The following is a 19,035-nucleotide window of genomic DNA, read 5'->3' on the forward strand; positions in this document are numbered from 1 at the left end:
CACTCCCTCATCGGGGGCAAGCCCCCTCCCACTTTTTGACCGTGCTCACTTTGCTCGGTCTTCGGATTCAGACCTACCTCTGAGTTTGCATGTGATTGAGGCTTAGTGTTTTCTTCACCCACAACTGACCCCCTTTCAGCCGCCTGCACATTCCCTCCGTTTTTAGTCTTGCCGAATTCGCGCGAGGTTTCAGAGTTCTCTTACAGTTCCCCTTCAAGACGGGCAGGTAATGTTTGTTACTTGGTGTAATAAGAAGGGAACATATATGCAAATGCTCACACAGACCAAGGATGTGGGTTCAGGCTTGTCGCTGCGTGCCGGTAAGTTAGTTGTTAGTCTCGTCAGTACGCCAGCGCAACTGCGAGAGGTGCAAGCCCTTCGTTATAAAGTGTTCAATGAAACATTCCGGGCACCGGCACTTAGCAATATCCAGGGTTTGAATGTCGACGAGTTTGACGACTATTGCGACCATCTAGTCGTGCGAGATGTCACCACCGCCTGTGTGGTCGGCACGTACCGTGTCATGAGTCCAACCGCTGCCCGGCATATAGGGCACTACTATTCGGAAAAGGAATTCGACCTGAGCCGGTTGGATCATTTGCGTGCAAGCATTATCGAGGTGGGGCACGCCTGCGTGCATCCCGACTACCGTGCCGGCAGCGTGACCAGGCTGCTCTGGTCGGGCGTGGGGATGTACACACAGCGTGAACGATGTGATTACGTCATGGGGTGCGCCAGCGTCAGTTTGGCGGACGGCGGACATCATGCATCAGCTATTTATCGTGCGTTTACACCGGACCAGTTTTCGCCGTCTGAATATCGTGTCACACCACATGCAGCATTTGCGCTTCATGACGTTAAAGGCGAAAAACCTGCCCTCCTGCCACCTATATTAAAAGGCTTATTACGTAGCGGCGCCTGGGTGTGTGGGGCACCGGCCTGGGACGCTGTTTTTAATACGGCTGATTTCTTTATGTGGTTGCCGTTGTCGAATTTTGACCAGCGTTATGCGCGCCACTATTTAAAGTGACCGCGCGGCACTGCATCAAGTGAGTAGGTATCGTACGAACTAATGAAGGTTGTGAAGAGTATGTTTTTAACAGAAGAACGAAATACCGCGTTTGAGCTGGTTCCACAATTGGCCTCCTTTCTTGAGTCCGCATCGCTGTTGGAACTTGAGCGAGGAAAGTCTCAACGCTTGGCTGATGTGTTTCGCACAGTGGGCCAGCCTGGGCTTGCCATTGCCGAGGCACTGGGTGGCAGGGGCGTCAGTGCGCGCAAGTTGGCGCAGTTGCATACGTGGGTCGGCGCACATTGCCCTTCACTGGCTGTGATGATGACCATGCACCACCACACGATCGCGGGCATGATGGCGGCCAGTCATTTTTTTCCTGACCTTCAAGGGCTGCTGAGCATCGTTGCAGGCAACGACTTGTTGGTTGCGTCCGGATTCGCCGAAGGCCGCGCGCATTCGGATATCCTCGCGTCGACCATGGCCGTGGAGAAAACCGCCGACGGCTATATCGTCAATGGCAGCAAGAAACCCTGCACGATGACCCATCATTTCGACGTGATTACCTTTGGCGTCAACTATGTTGATCCGCAAGGTGACGTGCATCTTGGCATTGGTGCCGCGCTGGCGGGCGATCCCTGTATCGAGCGCGAAAAATTCTGGTCTGTTCCCCATTTGCAGGCGGCTGACAGTCACGAGGTCCGGTTCAACAACCTGATGGTTCCCGAGTCCATGATGCATTTCAGCAAAACCGTGGATGAGCAGCTCGGTGAGGATCAACAGGGTACGGGTAACCATTTGTTTGCGATCTGGTTCCAGTTGCTGGCTTCAGCGTCGTACCTGGGCATGGCGTGCGCACTGTCATCGCGAGCGCTGACGGCGGGTAAAGGTTCGCAGGAGGATCGGGCGCTGTTGCTGATCGATCTGCAAGGGGCGACGATGGCGTTGCAAGGGCTGGCGACGTCGATAGATGAAAACCGTTTCTTGCGCGCTGACCTGGCGCGTGCTCAGGCCACACGCTTCTCGGTGCAGGAGGCGCTCAACCGTATTGGCACGCGCGCTTTCGAACTCATGGGGGGGATGGCTTTCATGTCATCTGAAGAGGTCGCCTATCTGCTGGTGGCGACGCGGGTGCTGGCCTTCCATCCGACGTCCAGGATCGCCAGCAGTGCATTCCTGTGTGAGCAGCTGAGCTAATGTGGGAGGGGGCTTGCTCCCGATAGCAGTGGATCAGTCAGTTCATCGGTAACTGACCCACCGCCATCGGGGGCAAGCCCCCTCCCACATTTGGATTGTGTTCTCTTCAGCGCTCAGCGGCGGCTGCTGACCTCGGCCGGTACATCGTCACCGGCCATGCGCTTGCGGAACAGCGCCGTGCGCGCCAGCAGCAGGGTGGTCACCGGCACGGTGATCGACAGCAGAATCGGAATCAGCCAGCCGTGCAGCACCGGCCCGGATTTGAGTACCGAGAAGTAGATGATCGAGGCCAACGCCACGCACCACGCGCCGAGTGTCGAGGCCAGCGCCGGCGGGTGCATGCGCTGGAAGAAATCCTTCATGCGCAACAACCCGAGCGCCCCTATCAGCGCAAACACGCTGCTCAGGACCAGCAGCACACCGACGACGATTTCCATCCATAACGGCATCATTCAATCACCTCCCCACGCAACAGGAATTTGGCCAGGGCGAACGAGCCGACAAAGCCGAACAGCGCAATCAGCAGCGCCGCTTCAAAGTAGGTGTCGCTGGCATAACGGATGCCCAGCACCAGCATCATCAGCATTGCCAGGATGTACAGATAATCCAGCGCCAGTACCCGGTCCTGGGCTGACGGGCCTTTGAACAGGCGGATCAATGTCAGCACCATCGCCAGCGAGAACAGGAACAGGCTCAACAGGATCGCATTGGAGAGCAGGGCGCTCATTCGAAGATCTCCATCAGGGGCCGTTCGTAGGCGGATTTGAAGTGCTCGATAAACTGCGCCTCATCGTCCAGATCGAACACATGCAGCAGCAGGACGCTGCGGTCCAGCGCCAGTTCCGACCAGATCGTGCCGGGGATCACCGTCGTGATCATTGACAGCGCCGCGAGGCCGTTGGGGCTGCGCAGGTCGATGGGGATTTTGATGAAGCGCGCGCGCGGCGGGCGTGAGCCGCAGGTCAGGACGCCCCAGGCCACTTGCAGGTTGGAGACAATCACGTCGCGGCCCACCAGCAGGAACAGGCGCAGGATCACGCCGGGACGGCGCAGGCTGATCGGTTGCGGACGCAGTGGCGCCATCATCAGCGGCGCAAGCAAGCCCAGCAGTGCACCGAGCAGCAGGTTGCCGGGGCTCATCGACAGGTTCAGCACCAGCCATAACCCCAGCAAGGCCAGCGACAACCACGGGGCGGGAAACAGGCGCTTCATGGTTGCACCTCCAGGGCGGCTGCCTGGGCTTCGGGGCTTGGCACCGGGCGCGTCGCCATCACCGCCATGACGTAGCTTTCCGGGTTGTTCAGGCTCTTGGCGGTGGCCAGCGTGTAGCGCATCAGTGGCTCGGCCTTGAAGGTCAGCGCAATGCTCAGGCCCAGCAGCAGGAAGATCGGCACACATTCGTAGCGGCGCAGCAGGGGCGAGGGACGTTCTTCCGGGGTCCAGAAACGCTGGATGCCGAGCCGGGCGAAGGCAATCAACGACGCCAGCCCCGACAGGATCAACAGTGCCACCAAGCCCCAGGCCGCCGGGCGGATGGGCTCATTCACCGCGTTGCCCAGGCCCAGCGGATTGACCAGCGCATGCAGCAGACTGAGCTTGCCGATAAACCCGGACAGTGGCGGCATGCCGATGATCAGCAGCGCGCAGGCAATAAAGCTCAGGCCAAGGAACGCCATGGTCCAGGGGATCACCTGGCCGATGACGGCTTTCTGTTCATCGTCGAGGTTGACGCCGGGCCGTGGATGCAGGGATTCCATGGCCTTGGGCAGGGCGTCGATCTCTTCATCCAGCGGCAGGTCATTGGCCGAGCGCGAGCGTTCGATCAATTCCGCCAGCAAAAACAGCGCGCTCAACGCCAGGGTGGAGCTGACCAGATAGAACAGCGCCCCGGCCGTCAGGCTAGGCTGGGCAAACCCCACGGCCGACAGCAGGATGCCGGCCGACACCAGAATGCTCAGGCTCGCCATGCGTTCCAGGCGCTGCGCCGCGAGCATTGCCAGTGCCGCGCAGACAATGGTCGCCATGCCGCCGTATACCAGCCAGTCACCGCCGAACAACGCCGACGCGCCGGCCTGGCCGGAAAACAGCAAGGTCCACAGGCGCAGCACGGTGTACACGCCCACTTTGGTCATGATCGCAAACATTGCCGCCACCGGTGCACTGGCCGAGGAGTAGGCAGGCGCGAGCCAGAAGTTCAGCGGCCACATGCCGGCCTTGGCCAGGAACGCCGTCGCGAGGATCGCCGCACCGGCGTGTAACAGGCCACGATCAGCCTCCGGCACCAGCGGGATTTTCAGCGCCAGATCAGCGAAGTTCAGCGTGCCGGTGACGCCGTAGATCATCGCCGCGCCAATCAGGAACAGCGACGACGCCAGCAGGTTGATCGCGATGTAATGCAGTCCCGACGACACCCGCGCACGGCCGGAACCGTGCAGCATCAAGCCGTAGGACGCCGCCAGCAGCACCTCGAAGAACACGAACAGGTTGAACAGGTCGGCGGTGAGGAAGGCGCCGTACAGACCCATCATCTGGATCTGGAACAGCGCATGGAAACTGGTGCCCGCACGGTCCCAGCGGGCCATGGCGAACAGCAGCGCGCTCACGCCGATAATCCCGGTGAGTACCAGCATCAGCGCCGACAGTTGGTCCACCACCAGCACAATGCCGAACGGCACTTGCCAGTTGCCCGGCAGGTACACGCCGATCGAGCCAGGGCCGCCTTTTTGCGTCCAGTACAGCAGCAAAATGGCCACGCCCAGGCCGAGGATGCTCGAGATCAGGTTGATCTGCGCCTTCAGCGGGCGACGTTTTTCGCCAAGCATCAGCATCAGTGCGGCGGTGAGTAATGGCAGCAGGATGGGCGCGACGATCAGTTGGTTGACCCAATTCATTCCTTGGGCTCCCGGCCGTCCACATGGTCAGTGCCGGTCAGGCCCCGCGAGGCCAGCAGCACCACCAGAAACAGCGCGGTCATGGCGAAGCTGATTACGATCGCCGTGAGCACCAGCGCCTGGGGCAGCGGGTCGGTGTAGTTGAGCAGGTCTTGCGGCACGCCGTCCTTGATGATCGGCTCCTTGCCGATAAACAGGCTGCCCATGCTGAAAATGAACAGGTTGACCCCGTAAGACAGCAGGCACAGGCCCATCACCACCTGAAACGTCCGTGGCCGCAGGATCAGCCAGACACCAGAGGCCGCCAGGACCCCAATGGCAATTGCGATGACTTCTTCCATCAGGCGGCTCCTTCTGTTGTGGCAACGACTTTGGCCTGGTTGCTCGGTTTATGCGCTCGCACCGACTGGTGACCGAGGGCAGTGAGCATCAGCAGCGTCGAACCGACGACCATGGCGTACACACCGACATCGAAGAATAACGCGCTGGCGACATGAATATCGCCCAGCACCGGCAGGCTGAAATGCCAGGTGTGCGTGGTGAGGAACGGGTACCCGGCAAACAATGCGCCGAGCCCGGTGAGGGTTGCTGCGAGCAGGCCGAACCCCATCCAGCGCATCGGCCGCAGGCTCATCTGTGCCTCGACCCACTGCGTACCGGCGACCATGTATTGCAGGATAAACGCCACCGACATCACCAAGCCCGCGACAAAACCGCCGCCCGGCTGGTTATGGCCGCGCATGAACAGGTAGAACGACACCACCATCGCTATCGGCAACAGCAGGCGCACCAGCACCGCCGGTACCATCATGAAGCCCAGGGCGGTGTCGCTGGCCTGGCGCGGGTTGACCAGGTCGGTGGCCACGTCCGGCGCGAGTTGGCGTTGTTGCGCGGGCAACTGCATGCTTTCTTTCGACGGGCGGAAGCGCCGCAGCAGGGCGTACACGGTCAGTGCCACGGCGCCGAGCACGGTGATTTCGCCGAGGGTATCGAAGCCGCGGAAGTCCACCAGCATCACGTTCACCACATTGCTGCCGCCACCCTCGGGCAGGGCGCGACTGAGGTAGAACGAGGAGATATCGTTGGGGGTCTGGCGTGTCAGCATCGCATAGGACAACAGCGCCATGCCGCCACCCACCACGGTGGACAGCAGGAAGTCGCGCACCCGGCGGATCCGCGCCTTGCGCAGGGTGTTGGGCAGTGGCCACACCTCTTCGATCCGCCGTGGCAGCCAGCGCAGGCCGAGCAGGATCAACACGGTGGTGACCACTTCCACCACCAGTTGCGTCAGGGCCAGGTCCGGCGCCGAGAACCACACGAAGGTAATGCACGTCATCAGGCCGCACACGCTGACCATGGTCAGGGCTGCCAGCCGGTGATACTTGGCCTGCCAGGCGGCGCCCAGCGCGCAGGCAATCGCCAGCACCCACAGGGTCACGAACACGATGGAGCCGGGGATCTTCGGCCGGTCACCCCAGGTCAGGCCGCTGTTGAGCATCGGGATCAGGGCGCCGATTACCGCCACGATCACCAGCAGGAACAATTGGGTTTGCAGGCGCTTGGTGCTGATGCGTTTCTCGATCTTGCGCACCCCGCGCATCATCACCACCAGGCAACGCTCGAAGCCGCGCTTGCCGTTGAAGTAGCCGATCAGCGGCGGGTAGGTGAAACGGCCGCGCTTGAGTTGCTTGCGCAGCATCAGGTAGAGCACCACACCGCCGGACATGGCCACCAGGCTCATGATCATCGGCGCGTTCCAGCCGTGCCAGATCGCCAGGCTATATTCAGGCAGCACGCCGCCGACCACAGGCAATGCGGCGGCGGCCAGGATCGAGCCGACCATCTGCGCCGGGAAAATACCCACCAGCAGGCAGGTGAACACCAGCAGTTCAACCGGTGCGCGCATCCAGCGTGGAGGTTCGTGGGGGGTATGCGGCAGGTCGGTCGCCGGTGGGCCGAAGAACACGTCCACGGTGAACCGCAACGCATAGGCCACGCTGAAGGTGCCGGCGATGGTCGCGATCACGGGCAGCATGATTTCCACCCATTTTGTCGACGAGATAAATACGGTTTCGGCGAAGAACATCTCTTTGGACAGGAAGCCATTGAGCAACGGCACGCCGGCCATCGAGGCACTGGCCACCATCGCCAGGGTCGCGGTGAACGGGATCAGGCGCACCAGTCCACTGAGCTTGCGGATATCCCGCGTGCCGCTTTCGTGGTCGATAATGCCCGCCGCCATGAACAGCGAGGCCTTGAAGGTGGCGTGGTTGAGAATATGGAACACTGCCGCGACGGCGGCCAGCGGGCTGTTGAGGCCCAGCAGCAGGGTGATCAGCCCGAGGTGACTGATGGTGGAGTAGGCCAGCAGGCCTTTGAGATCGTTCTGAAACATGGCGCAGTAGGCGCCGAGGAGGAGGGTGAGCGCGCCGGCACCGCCGACGATCCAGAACCACTCTTCGCTGCCGGACAGCGAGGGCCACAGGCGGGCCAGCAGGAACACGCCGGCTTTCACCATCGTCGCCGAATGCAGGTATGCCGACACCGGCGTCGGCGCGGCCATGGCGTGGGGCAACCAGAAGTGGAAGGGGAACTGCGCGCTTTTGCTCAAGGCGCCGATCAGCACCAGGGCCAGCATGACCGGGTACAGCGAGTGCGCACGAATCTGATCGCCCGCCGCCAGCACCTGGTCCAGGTCATAGCTGCCGACGATGTGCCCCAACAGCATCACCCCGGCCAGCAGGCACAAACCACCCGCGCCGGTGACCATCAGCGCCATATACGCACCACGCCTGGCATCGGCGCGGTGGTGCCAGTAACCAATCAGCAGGAAGGAAAACAGGCTGGTCAGTTCCCAGAAAAACACGATCTGGATCAGGTTGCCGGAAATCACCAGCCCGAGCATGGCGCCCATGAAGGCCAGGAAAAACGCGAAGAAACGCGGCACCGGGTCATCCGGCGACATGTAGTAACGCGCATACAGTGACACCAGCGTACCGATACCCAGCACCAGCATCGAGAACAGCCAGGCGAAGCCATCCAGGCGCAGCACGAAATTCAGGCCGAGGCTGGGCAACCACATGAATTCTTCACGGATGACGCCACCGTGGGCGATCTGGGGGTAGAGCAGGGCGACTTGAACGGTGCCGACCAGTGCCACCAGGCCGGCCAGCAGGGATTCGCTATTACGTGCGTTGTGCGGCAGCAAGGCCGCCAGACAGCTGCCAATGAATGGCAGAAGCAGTAGAACTATCAGGGACATAGGCTTCTAATCTGCGGGAGTTTGGGATGCATCATACGTGCCGCTTTCGCGATCACCAAACGGCAAGATGTGTAAGGATCCTACAAAGTAGGCCGAAAACTCCCATAACGCATTGTTTCGAGGACGTCGGCTTGGAAGTGCTGACCCCTGTGGGAGCCGGGCTTGCCCTAATGCCATCAGTTAAGCGAACGCAATCCTCAAAGCAACGAAGATCAAATGTGGGAGCCGGGCTTGCCCGCGATAGCGATTTCCCAGTCACCACAGGGTTCGGCTCTACCCCTGCTGTTCCTGTTCCCGCGCATCTCGCAATTCAAGGGCCTTCTGCCTCTTGGTCTTCATCTCGCTCACAATCACCGCCGCCACAATCAATACCGCTCCCAGCATCGCAATCGGCGGGAAGCGTTCCCCGGCAATCCGCCCGACCACGCCTGCCCATACCGGCTCACCGGCGTAAATCAACGTCGCCCGCGTCGGCGAAACACTCTGCTGCGCCCAATTCATCGCGACCTGGATCACCGCACTGGTCAAGCCCAGGCCAACCGCGCTGAACAGCAACAACCACGAAAACCCTGGCAGCGCTTCGCCCATCGGCACCACCATCAGGAACGACAACAGCGAAGCCGTGGCCAGTTGCACAACCGTCACCCGGCGCACATCCACTTGCCCCGCAAATGCGCTGATCAGGATGATTTCCGCCGCAATGGCGATGGCGCCGATCAGCGTAGCGATTTCACCAGGACTGAAATTCAACGACGCCCCCGCCGGCCCCGTCAGCAGCATCAAGCCGGCAAACGCCAGCATGATGCCAATGCTCGGCATCAACCCCGGACGACGGCCCAGCACCAGCCATTGCAGCAGTGGCACGAAGGGCACATAGAGCGCGGTGATAAACGCCGACTGGCTGCTCAGGATGGTCTGCAAACCGATGGTCTGCAGGCCGTAGCCAAACATGATCGCTACACCGATAAACACACCGGCCTTCAATTCGAACAAGGTCAAGTCACGCAGGGTACGCAAAGAGAAGAAGCCCACCACGATCGCCGCCGCCGCGAAGCGCAGGCCGACGAAAAACATCGGCCCGCTGACGGTCATCGCGTGCTGCACCAGCAAAAAGGTGCCGCCCCAGATCATGGTGATCACCACCAGGATGCATTCGGCTTTACTGAAGCGGTTAAAACGCGGGGACGCGGTCGAGGTAGTCATGGCGGCTCTGATCTTGCACAGTGAGAACGCGGCACGCACAATGCGCCGCACGCTGGGCAGTATACTGCGCACACCCACCCATTGAGCAATATAGTGCACAAAGAAAATCCACAACGGGCCTCGGTCCTGCAGCACGTCAGCCAGAACGTTCGTCGCCTGCGCCACGCCGCCGACCTCAGCCAAACCGCGCTTTCGGAAAAATCCGGAGTCAGCCGGCGCATGCTGGTGGCAATCGAGGCGGGGGAAAAGAACGTCAGCCTGTCCACCCTCGACCGCGTGGCCGAAGCGTTGGACGTGGCGTTCAGCGACCTGATCCAGGCGCCGGATGTGCGCGACCACAGCCGCATCAATGAGCTGGCTTGGGCCGGTGAAATTACCGGCAGCAAGGCGGTGCTGCTGGCCAAAGCGACCGCGCGGCGCGAAGTGGAGTTATGGGAGTGGCGCCTCGAGCCCGGTGACCGCTGCTGCCCGGACCCCGACCTTGAAGGCTGGAGCGAGCAGCTGTTTGTTTTCGAGGGCAGCCTGACCCTGGTCGTGGGGGACGTTGAAAACACCATCAATGCCGGCGAATTCTTCATGTTTGCCAGCCACCAGCCCCATGCCTATCGCAATGATGGCAGCGCGGCCGTGCGGTTTATCCGTAACGTCGTGATCTGAAACCTTAGCAACCGTCCAGGCTTTAACTCGTACAAACCTGTTACTTCTGACAGTAGACCGTGATGTTTTCGTGAGGTGTACTCGCCTGGGCTCGACGCTTTCAGCGATTTATCACAATGAACTGCGCGAAGCCCGTCTTTTAATGACAGGAAGTTTTGGATATGACTATCAGCCTTCAAAAGGTTTCAGCCTCATCGCCCGTACTTGCACCCGCACTAATCGCGGAGGCGGTGGGAGAAAAGATTCATCAGAAAGATGTGACGCAGGGTGGGACATTGCTGGTTTCCCAGTTCCAGGGCGGGGGAGCGGGCGATGTGATTACAGTTTGCTTTTCTCCAGCGCCGGTGCATTCATCGCTAGCTACACACTGCCAGCTAACCCGACGTTTCCAATAGCGTTTCTTGTACCAGCGACCGCTTTCACACCAGGGCCCGCGCAAGTTTTTTACTGGATAACCAGCCCTTCTGGAAACGTCGCTGTAGCACCCCCGACATTCTATACAGTGGTTCCGTAGCCCTCACGGTTAGTCCAGGAATATGGCGTGGATCATCTGTTCTTTGCGGCAGGTTTGCTCAGCAATTCCTGATCAAGGCGCTGCATTTTTGATCCGAAGTACGCCATAACGGATATCGCATTCCTAGGGGTGTGCGGTTGTCTTTCAAATCACTGTTTACCTGGCAACAGTGAATCCACATTTTGCCGAATAGCAACTATCTGCCGGGTTGTCTTATTGATTAACTAATTGATTTTATTGGCGATTAAATTCAGGCACGACTCCTGCAATCACTCCAGTATCCCATCGGAGCCTGGAGTCGGCCCATGTCTGCCCACCCTCAACACCCTGCCCATATCATTCGCTCGGACTCGGAAGCCATCGAGGTTGCCACGCGCCTGGCCGCACTCTTTGCCGTCGACGCCAGCGAGCGCGACCGTGAGCGGCGCCTACCGGTAGCCGAGCTTGACGAATTTTCCGCCAGCGGCTTGTGGGGCATTACCGTTCCCAAAGCCTACGGCGGCGCCGGAGTGTCCTATGTGACCGTGGCCGAGGTGATCAAGTTGATCTCCGCCGCTGACCCGTCTCTTGGGCAGATCCCGCAAAACCACTTGGGCGTAGTGGACATCCTGCTGCAAACCGCGACCGAGGAACAAAAGCGTCATTACTTCGGCAAGGTCCTGGCGGGTTACCGCTTCGGCAATGCCTTCTCCGAAGCCAAGAGCAAAAACGCCGGCACCTTCGACACCCAGATTCGCTTCCACGGCGACACCGCGCAAATCAACGGCGAGAAGTTCTACTGCACTGGCGCGTTGTTCGCCCATATCGTGCCCACCGTTGGCAATAACGAAAACGGCCAGGCGTTCATTGGCTTTGTCGAACGCGATGCACCAGGCCTGACCGTCATCGATAACTGGGACGGCTTTGGCCAGCGCACCACCGCCAGCGGCGGCGTGACCCTTGACGGCGTTAATGTGCCGTTGAGTGCGGTAGTCCCCGCTCACCTGGCCTTCGACCGGCCCACTGCGGACGGCCCGATCTCACAAATCATCCAGGCTGCCGTCGACACCGGCATCGCCCTTGGCGCCCTTGAACAAGCGAAGATTTTCGCGCGCCAGGCGCGCCCGTGGATCGACAGCCAGCAGGATCACGGCTGGCAAGACCCGTTCACCATCGCCGCCATCGGCGACCTCGAATGGCGTGTTCACGGCACCGAAGCGATTCTCGCCAAGGCCGGCAAGGCGGTCGACCAAGCACTCGCCGAACCGAGCGAAGACAGCGTGGCCCACGCCTCGCTGGTGGTCGCCCAGGCCAAAGTGCTGTCGGCCGAAACCGCCTTGCTCACCAGCAGCAAGCTCTTCGAACTGGCCGGTACCCGCTCGGTCACCGGCAAGCACAACCTTGACCGCTTCTGGCGCAACGCACGCACCCACACCCTGCACGACCCGGCGCGCTGGAAATACCACCTGATCGGCAACTTCGTGCTCAACGGCGTGAAACCCGCGCGCCATGCCTGGAACTGAGGAGCTTAACCATGACCGCACTAAGCCTTGCGCGCCAACTGCTGGACAGTACCCGCCGCCATGTCGAGACAAGCGACGACCCCTACGTGATCAGCCGCTTCGGCGATTTGCAGATCCGCGTCGATGTCGCCGCCGCGTTGCTGGAGCGTGCCGACACTCACCCGAGCCCGGTGGCCGCTACCGAAGCGCAGATCGCCGCTGCCGAAGCCCTGATTGCCGCCAGCAACGCCGAGTTTGAACTTACCGGACAACGCACCGCACTGCCGTCGACACTCGATGATCCGTTGCGCCTCAAATATCAGGTTGTCGGCAACTACCACCTTAACGGAGTGCTTTGATGGCCCGTGAAATCCGCTTGAATGCCTTCGACATGAACTGCGTCGGCCACCAATCCCCCGGCCTGTGGGCGCATCCGCGTGATCGTTCGTGGCAGTACAAGGACCTGGAATACTGGACCGACCTCGCCAAGATCCTGGAGCGCGGCAAGTTCGACGGCCTGTTCATCGCCGACGTGTTGGGCATTTATGACGTGTACAACGGCAATGGCGACGCCGCGATTCGCCAGGCCACCCAGGTGCCGGTCAACGACCCGTTGTCGCTGATCGCGCCGATGGCGCTGGTGACCGAGCATCTGGGGTTTGGCCTGACCGCCTCGCTGTCCTTCGAACACCCGTACCCGTTCGCTCGCCGTCTCTCCACCCTTGACCACCTGACCAAAGGCCGGATCGGCTGGAACATCGTCACCTCCTACCTGGAAAGCGGCGCCAAGAACCTCGGCCAGAAAGCCCAGACCGAGCACGACGCGCGCTACGACTACGCCGAGGAATACCTGGAGGTTTGCTACAAGCTCTGGGAAGGCAGCTGGGAGGAGGGCGCTGTATTACGCGACCGCGAGCGCCGTATCTTCAGCGATCCGAGCAAAATCCACGAGATCCGCCACGTCGGCAAACACTTCCAGGTGCCCGGCATTCACCTGTGCGAGCCATCGCCGCAGCGCACGCCCGTGCTGTACCAGGCCGGCGCCTCCAGCCGTGGCAAACAGTTTGCCGCCGAACAGGCCGAGTGCGTGTTCGTGGCCGCGCCGTCCAAGCTGCTGCTGAAAAAGACCGTCGCGGATATTCGCCGACGTGCGGCCGAGGCGGGGCGTGATCCGCGCAAAATCCTGATCTTCAACCTGCAGACGGTGATCGTCGGCGAGACCGATGCGCAGGCCAAGGCCAAGTTCGACGACTACAAGTCTTATGTCAGCTACGAAGGCGCGATGGCGCTGATCTCCGGCTGGACCGGCATCGATTTCAGCCAGTTCAAACCGGACGAGCCGCTCAAACATGTGCATACCAACGCCATCCAGTCGGCGGTGGAAGCGTTTTCCACGGCGGATCCGAACAAGGTCTGGACGCCGAATGAACTGGCCAACTGGGTCGGCATCGGTGGCTTCGGCCCGCTGTTTGTCGGCGGGCCGCAAACGGTGGCGGACCTGCTGCAGGAATGGGTGGAAGAGACCGATGTGGACGGCTTCAACCTGGCCTATGCGCTGACCCATGAGACCTTTGTCGACGTCGTGGAGTGGCTGGTGCCGGAGCTGCAAAAGCGCGGCGTGTACAAGACCGAATACGCCCAAGGCACGTTGCGCGAGAAGTTGTTTGGCGAGGGGCCGAGGTTGGGCGCCAATCACCCCGGCGCCGGCTACCGCGACCTGTCCGGTTCACACAACTCCCCTGTGGGAGGGGGCTTGCCCCCGATAGCGGTGGGTCAGGCAAAAGTGTCCTGACTGACACACCGCCATCGGGGGCAAGCCCCCTCCCACATTTGATCTTCAGCGTTTGACTTATTTCAGCCAGCGGACCACCGCACGCTTATCCACCAATAGGAGCAAACCCCTATGAGCGTGCCCGAACCCCAAGCCGCCCTGGAACGCCTGCACCACTGGGCACAGCTCACACCCTTGCAGGTGGCCCTGCGCCACAAACGCCAGGGCCAATGGCATGCCTGGCGCTGGATCGATGTGTTGCGTGCCGTCGAACGCGTGGCTGACGGCTTGCGCCAGCAGGGCTTCAGCGAACAGTCGCAGCTGGCGCTCAGCGGCGCATTTGAGCCAAACCTGCTGTTGCTGGCGCTGGCAGCCCAATCCGTGGGCGGGCAGGTGCTGACGCTGGCCGATGATCTGGAGCCGGCAGCCCTGGAGCAACAGCTCTGGCGTCTCCATCCCAGCCACGCCTGCGTGCAAGGTCGCCAACCCGATTGGGCATTTACCCAGCGCGTGGACTTCGCTCAACTGCTCGGCCCGGCCGCCCCGTCGCAACGCCTGCAACGCTGGTGGCAGCCCAGCGCTGAAACCGTGCTGTGGAGCGAGGAGGGCACCCACTGGCAAGGCGGTCTCGCCGTGGTGCTGGAGCAATGGCTCAATAGCGGCCACGGCCTGGCGTTTCCGGAAACCCTGGCCTCGGCGCGACGCGATCGCAGCGAAGCCGCCCCCACTGGCCTGCTGCTGTCACCCGAGCGCTTGCAGCACCTGGCCGACGAGATCGAAAGCCGCCTCGCCGCCCACGGCACCTGGCGCCGACGCGTGTGTGAATGGGCCATCGCCCATCCACAAAGCGGCCTGCGCCGGGTGCTGAAAAACCGTGTGCGCAAGCTCCTCGGTTTCCAGCGCCTGGGCTATATCTGGCAGCCGCTTAAAGCCCCCGCCGAGCCAACCTGGCTGGCCGAATTCAAACGGGACATTGCATGAGCCAGGCCATTTTGCAGGTGCGCGATATTTCGCTGTCGTTCAAAGGCGTCAAGGCGATCAATGCGCTGTCGTTCGAGGTGCAGCGCGGCGAGATCTGCGCGCTGATCGGCCCCAACGGCGCGGGCAAGAGCTCGTTGCTCAATGTGCTCAACGGTGTGTACCGTTTCGACGCCGGTGAGATTGTGTTCGACGCGCAACACCTGCACCGGATCGACCCGCTGGACGCCGCGCGCCGAGGCATCGGCCGTACGTTCCAGAACAATGCACTGTTCAAGAAAATGAGCGTGCTCGACAACGTCCTCACCGGCCTGTCGCGGCATATGCGCACCAGCCTGATCGAACAGGCCCTCGGCCTGCCCCGTGCGCGGCGTGAAGCCCAAGCGTTTGCCCTGCGCGGGCAGGGCATCCTTGAGTTTCTTGAGCTGCAAGCCCATCGCGATGTGCAGGTGGGCAACCTGTCCTACGGCCTGCAAAAGCGCGTCGAGCTGGGCCGTGCGCTGATCGCCGGGCCCAGCCTGTTGCTGCTCGACGAACCCATGGCCGGCATGAACGCGCAAGAGAAACAGGACATGGCGCGCTTCGTCGCCGACGTGAATCGCGACCTGGGCACCACCGTGGTGTTGATCGAGCACGACATGGGCGTGGTGATGGGCCTGTCCGACCATGTGGTGGTGCTCGACTACGGGCGCAAGGTCGGCGACGGCACGCCTGCACAAGTGCAGGCCAATCCCGAAGTGATCGCGGCTTACCTGGGAGCGGTGCACTGATGACGTTCTTCTTTGAAACCCTGCTCGGCGGCCTGCTCGCCGGCACCCTGTATTCGCTGGTCGCCATCGGCTTCGTGCTGATCTACAAAGCCAGCGGCGTGTTCAATTTCGCCCAGGGCTCGATGCTGCTGTTTGCGGCGCTGACCTTTGTCAGCCTGCATGATCAAGGCGTGCCGTTTGCCCTGGCATTGCTGCTCACGGTGATCGTGATGATCGTCGGCGCCTTGCTGATCGAGCGCCTGGTGCTGCGGCCACTGGTGAACCGTTCGCAGATCACGCTGTTCATGGCGACGCTGGGCCTGTCGTTCATCATCGAAGGCCTGGCCCAAGGCTTGATGGGCTCGCAAGTGCGCGCGCTGGACCTGGGTATCGACGACGTGCCGCTGTTCGTTGGCCCGCTGATGCTCAGCCAGTTCGACCTGATCGCCGCTGCTGCCGCCGTGGTGCTGGTGACAGTGCTCGCCTTGTTGTTCAACAAGACCCGCATCGGCGTATCGCTGCGTGCGGTGGCGGATGACACCACGGCGGCGCTGTCCATCGGCATCAACCTCAACCGTATCTGGCAGATCGTCTGGGCCGTGGCCGGGATTGTCGGGTTGATCGCCGGGCTGCTGTGGGGCGCGCGCCAGGGTGTGCAGTTTTCGCTGTCGCTGGTGGTGCTCAAGGCCCTGCCGGTGTTGATCATTGGCGGTTTTACCTCGATTGGCGGGGCGATTGTCGGCGGGCTGATTGTCGGCGCGGCGGAGAACCTCGCTGAGGTCTACATCGGCCCGCTGATCGGCGGCGGGATCACGCCCTGGTTCGCCTACGTATTGGCCCTGGCCTTCCTGTATATCCGTCCCGCCGGCCTGTTCGGCGAGCGCGCCATTGAGCGAGTCTGAAACCATGTCGATCCCCGTTGCTCAAGAAACCGCGCCGCTGTTGTTGATCCAGCGGCGTATCCCCTGGGGCCTGCTTGGCCTGTTGGCGCTGGCGTTTATCGTGGTGCCGCTGTGGGGCAATGATTATTGGCTGAATGCGATTCTGGTCCCGTTTCTGGTGCTGTCGTTGGCCGGGTTGGGTCTGAACCTGCTCACCGGCTACACCGGGCAAACCTCGGTGGGCGCTGCCGGTTTCATGGCCGTCGGCGCGTTCGCCACCTACGGGTTCCTGCTGCGCCTGCCGGAGCTGGGCTTGCCGGTGGCCTTGCTCGGCGGTGGGGTTATCAGTGCTTTGGTTGGCCTGCTGTTCGGTTTGCCCAGCTCGCGGATCAAAGGCTTCTACCTGATGGTCACCACCCTGGCTGCGCAGTTCTTCCTGGAGTGGCTGTTCGTCAAATTCCCTTGGTTCTACAACTATGGTTCGTCCGGGACTATCTCCGCGCCAAAGCTGGCGCTGTTCGGTCATGACCTGAACACCCCGCTGGGTCGTTACCTGCTGACCCTGGTCACGGTGCTGTTGTTGACGTGGACCGCGATCAATCTGGTACGCAGCCAGGTCGGGCGCAACTGGATGGCGATCCGCGACATGGACACCGCCGCCGCCGTGGTCGGCATTCCCGTAGTGCGCTACAAGCGCCTGGCGTTTGCGGTCAGCTCGTTCTATCTCGGCATCGCCGGCGCGCTGTGGGCCTTTGCCTACCTGGGCACGGCCAGCGCCAGCAGTTTCGATATCAACCGCTCATTCCAGATCCTGTTCATCATCATTATCGGCGGCATGGGCAGCATCGCCGGCAACTTCGTCGGCGCGGCCTTCATCAGTTTGCTGCCGATCTTCCTCAGCCATGCCGGGCAGGCGCTGTTCGGCGGTTCGGTGGATGCGGGGCAGTTGCAGAACCTGCAGAAAATCATCTTTGGCGTGTTGATCATCGTGTTCCTGATCAAGGAACCCGAGGGCTTGATTCGCCTGTTGCACAACCTGCGTGACCGTGTGCGGCAGTGGCCGCTGCGTTTCTGACATTCCTCGAAGAGAACTCCCATGCGTGCATCCTTGAAACGTTCCCTGGTCGGCGCCGCTTTCGCGCTGGCCTCCCTGGCCGGCGCTGTACCCCAGGCAATGGCCTCGCCGGACCAGCAATTCATTCCCCTGGCCACCTATCGCGTTGGCGCCTATGCCTCCAGCGGCGTGCAAGTGTGGGCCGGGATGATTGACTACCTGCGTTACATCAACGAGGTCGAAGGCGGTATCAACGGTGTGAAACTGGTGTGGCAGGAATGCGAGACCGAATGGACGGCGGAGAAGGGCATCGAGTGCTACGAGCGCTTCAAGAATGGCCTGGATGGCGCGCCGGTCGCGGTGTACCAGCCTAACGGTGCACCGGCAGCCTATGCGCTGAGCGAGCGTGCCGAGGTGGACAAGATCCCGCTGATCACCCTCGGCTACGGCCGCACCGAAGCCACCGACGGTACAGTGTTCCCGTACAACTTCCCGGTGATGCTGACCTTCTATAGCGAGGCATCGACGCTGGTGAACTACATCGCCGCGCGCGAAGGCGGCTTCGACAAACTCAAGGGCAAGAAGATCGCCACGGTCTATCACGACTCGGCCTACGGTCGCGAAACCCTCGGCCCGTTGAAGTTGCTCGCCGACAAGTACGGCTTCGAGAATATCCAGATTCCGGTGGCCGACCCCGGCAACGAGCAATCGGCGCAGTGGCGCCAGGTACGCCAGGCCAATCCGGACTGGGTGTTCCTGCGCACCTGGGGCGTGTCCACCCCGGTGGCGGTGAAGACGGCGGCGCGCTTCGGCTTCCCGGTTGACCATATCATCGGCGATATCTGGGCCAGCTCCAGCGAAGACGTGCTGCCGGCCGGTGCTGCCGCCAAAGGTTATCTGGCGCTCACGCCGTACCCGGCAGGCAGCGACTTCGAGATCCACAAGCGCCTCAAGCAGGCGATCCTCGACAAGGGCCACAGCGACCTCAAGGACCTGAAGAACTTCGGCAGCGTCTACTACAACTCGGGCCTGGTGAATGCCGCCGTGGCCGTGGAGGCGATCCGCACGGCCCAGGCCAAATTTGGCAAGCGCCCGCTCAATGGCGAAGAGGGCCGCTGGGGTCTCGAGCACCTGGATATCGACGATGCACGCCTCAACGACATGGGCTACCTGGGCCTGATGCAAAACCTCAAGCTGTCGTGCCGCGACCATGAAGGCGGCGGTTCGGCGCGAGTGCAGCAGTGGGACGGTGCCAACTGGACACTGATCAGTGACTGGATCGCCGCCGACCGGGCGTTGCTGCGTCCGTTGATCGATGAAAAATCCGCCGCGTTCGCCAAAGAGAAGCACCTGACGCCGCGCACCTGCAGTGGGGATGAATAAAC

18 protein-coding genes are annotated in these 19,035 nt (G+C 61.6%); 11 read left to right on the forward strand and 7 right to left on the reverse strand.

Annotated elements, in window-relative coordinates:
* Positions 1-265 precede the first annotated feature (265 nt).
* Together PspCFBP13528_RS11265 and PspCFBP13528_RS11270 are read left to right on the forward strand one after the other, a co-directional pair.
* Positions 266-1,030: a GNAT family N-acyltransferase gene (locus tag PspCFBP13528_RS11265; protein ID WP_101220095.1), complete on the forward strand. Its 765-nt coding sequence runs from the start codon at positions 266-268 to the stop codon at positions 1,028-1,030.
* A 60-nt stretch (positions 1,031-1,090) separates the two neighbouring features.
* Positions 1,091-2,209 (forward strand): acyl-CoA dehydrogenase family protein, encoded by a 1,119-nt coding sequence (locus PspCFBP13528_RS11270; RefSeq protein WP_137200227.1) that lies wholly within the window; start codon positions 1,091-1,093, stop codon positions 2,207-2,209.
* A gap of 113 nt (positions 2,210-2,322) precedes the next feature.
* On the opposite strand, the gene PspCFBP13528_RS11275 is transcribed toward PspCFBP13528_RS11270, so the two are convergent.
* The 7 genes from PspCFBP13528_RS11275 to PspCFBP13528_RS11305 all read right to left on the reverse strand — a co-directional run bounded on the left by PspCFBP13528_RS11275 (position 2,323) and on the right by PspCFBP13528_RS11305 (position 9,565).
* Entirely contained in the window at positions 2,323-2,661 is a 339-nt protein-coding gene (locus PspCFBP13528_RS11275; RefSeq protein ID WP_057721746.1) for a Na+/H+ antiporter subunit G, read from the reverse strand.
* A complete protein-coding gene (locus PspCFBP13528_RS11280) occupies positions 2,658-2,936 on the reverse strand; it encodes a K+/H+ antiporter subunit F (RefSeq protein WP_010209507.1) in 279 nt (92 codons plus the stop codon). The genes PspCFBP13528_RS11275 and PspCFBP13528_RS11280 overlap by 4 nt, the downstream gene beginning before the upstream one ends.
* Positions 2,933-3,421: a Na+/H+ antiporter subunit E gene (locus PspCFBP13528_RS11285; protein WP_101220097.1), complete on the reverse strand. Its 489-nt coding sequence runs from the start codon at positions 3,419-3,421 to the stop codon at positions 2,933-2,935. Before PspCFBP13528_RS11285 ends, PspCFBP13528_RS11280 begins: the two co-directional genes overlap by 4 nt.
* Positions 3,418-5,100: a monovalent cation/H+ antiporter subunit D gene (locus tag PspCFBP13528_RS11290; protein ID WP_137200228.1), complete on the reverse strand. Its 1,683-nt coding sequence runs from the start codon at positions 5,098-5,100 to the stop codon at positions 3,418-3,420. The genes PspCFBP13528_RS11285 and PspCFBP13528_RS11290 overlap by 4 nt, the downstream gene beginning before the upstream one ends.
* Positions 5,097-5,441, reverse strand: a complete 345-nt coding sequence (locus PspCFBP13528_RS11295) for a Na+/H+ antiporter subunit C (RefSeq protein WP_003192163.1) — start codon at positions 5,439-5,441, stop codon at positions 5,097-5,099. Before PspCFBP13528_RS11295 ends, PspCFBP13528_RS11290 begins: the two co-directional genes overlap by 4 nt.
* The gene (locus PspCFBP13528_RS11300) at positions 5,441-8,362 is read right to left on the reverse strand and encodes a monovalent cation/H+ antiporter subunit A (RefSeq protein ID WP_137200229.1); all 2,922 of its coding nucleotides are present in this window, start codon (positions 8,360-8,362) and stop codon (positions 5,441-5,443) included. Before PspCFBP13528_RS11300 ends, PspCFBP13528_RS11295 begins: the two co-directional genes overlap by 1 nt.
* Positions 8,363-8,635: 273 nt before the next feature.
* Complete coding sequence (locus tag PspCFBP13528_RS11305) at positions 8,636-9,565, reverse strand: DMT family transporter (RefSeq protein WP_137200230.1); 930 nt, start codon at positions 9,563-9,565, stop codon at positions 8,636-8,638.
* A gap of 93 nt (positions 9,566-9,658) precedes the next feature.
* Between PspCFBP13528_RS11305 and PspCFBP13528_RS11310 the strand changes: the two genes are divergently transcribed.
* The 9 genes from PspCFBP13528_RS11310 to PspCFBP13528_RS11350 all read left to right on the forward strand — a co-directional run bounded on the left by PspCFBP13528_RS11310 (position 9,659) and on the right by PspCFBP13528_RS11350 (position 19,033).
* Positions 9,659-10,222, forward strand: coding sequence for an XRE family transcriptional regulator (locus PspCFBP13528_RS11310; RefSeq protein WP_137200231.1), 564 nt, complete (start codon positions 9,659-9,661; stop codon positions 10,220-10,222).
* Between the two features lie 819 nt (positions 10,223-11,041).
* Positions 11,042-12,238, forward strand: coding sequence for an SfnB family sulfur acquisition oxidoreductase (locus PspCFBP13528_RS11315; protein ID WP_137200232.1), 1,197 nt, complete (start codon positions 11,042-11,044; stop codon positions 12,236-12,238).
* A gap of 11 nt (positions 12,239-12,249) precedes the next feature.
* The gene (locus PspCFBP13528_RS11320) at positions 12,250-12,576 is read left to right on the forward strand and encodes an acyl-CoA dehydrogenase (protein ID WP_137200233.1); all 327 of its coding nucleotides are present in this window, start codon (positions 12,250-12,252) and stop codon (positions 12,574-12,576) included.
* Positions 12,576-14,009 carry an LLM class flavin-dependent oxidoreductase gene (locus tag PspCFBP13528_RS11325; RefSeq protein WP_137200234.1) on the forward strand — a complete coding sequence of 478 codons (1,434 nt, stop codon included), beginning with the start codon at positions 12,576-12,578 and terminating at the stop codon, positions 14,007-14,009. Before PspCFBP13528_RS11320 ends, PspCFBP13528_RS11325 begins: the two co-directional genes overlap by 1 nt.
* A 111-nt stretch (positions 14,010-14,120) precedes the next feature.
* A complete protein-coding gene (locus PspCFBP13528_RS11330; protein WP_137200235.1) occupies positions 14,121-14,969 on the forward strand; it encodes an AMP-binding protein in 849 nt (282 codons plus the stop codon).
* Positions 14,966-15,736, forward strand: coding sequence for an ABC transporter ATP-binding protein (locus PspCFBP13528_RS11335; protein WP_137200236.1), 771 nt, complete (start codon positions 14,966-14,968; stop codon positions 15,734-15,736). The genes PspCFBP13528_RS11330 and PspCFBP13528_RS11335 overlap by 4 nt, the downstream gene beginning before the upstream one ends.
* On the forward strand, positions 15,736-16,617 hold the full coding sequence (locus tag PspCFBP13528_RS11340) for a branched-chain amino acid ABC transporter permease (protein ID WP_137200237.1): 882 nt from the start codon (positions 15,736-15,738) through the stop codon (positions 16,615-16,617). The genes PspCFBP13528_RS11335 and PspCFBP13528_RS11340 overlap by 1 nt, the downstream gene beginning before the upstream one ends.
* A 4-nt stretch (positions 16,618-16,621) precedes the next feature.
* Positions 16,622-17,671 carry a branched-chain amino acid ABC transporter permease gene (locus tag PspCFBP13528_RS11345; protein WP_065953112.1) on the forward strand — a complete coding sequence of 350 codons (1,050 nt, stop codon included), beginning with the start codon at positions 16,622-16,624 and terminating at the stop codon, positions 17,669-17,671.
* A 21-nt stretch (positions 17,672-17,692) separates the two neighbouring features.
* On the forward strand, positions 17,693-19,033 hold the full coding sequence (locus PspCFBP13528_RS11350) for an ABC transporter substrate-binding protein (protein ID WP_137200238.1): 1,341 nt from the start codon (positions 17,693-17,695) through the stop codon (positions 19,031-19,033).
* The last annotated feature ends 2 nt before the right edge of the window (positions 19,034-19,035 follow it).

The sequence above is a fragment of the Pseudomonas sp. CFBP13528 genome (genome assembly GCF_005233615.1).
Taxonomy (GTDB): Bacteria; Pseudomonadota; Gammaproteobacteria; order Pseudomonadales; family Pseudomonadaceae; genus Aquipseudomonas; species Aquipseudomonas fluorescens_AM.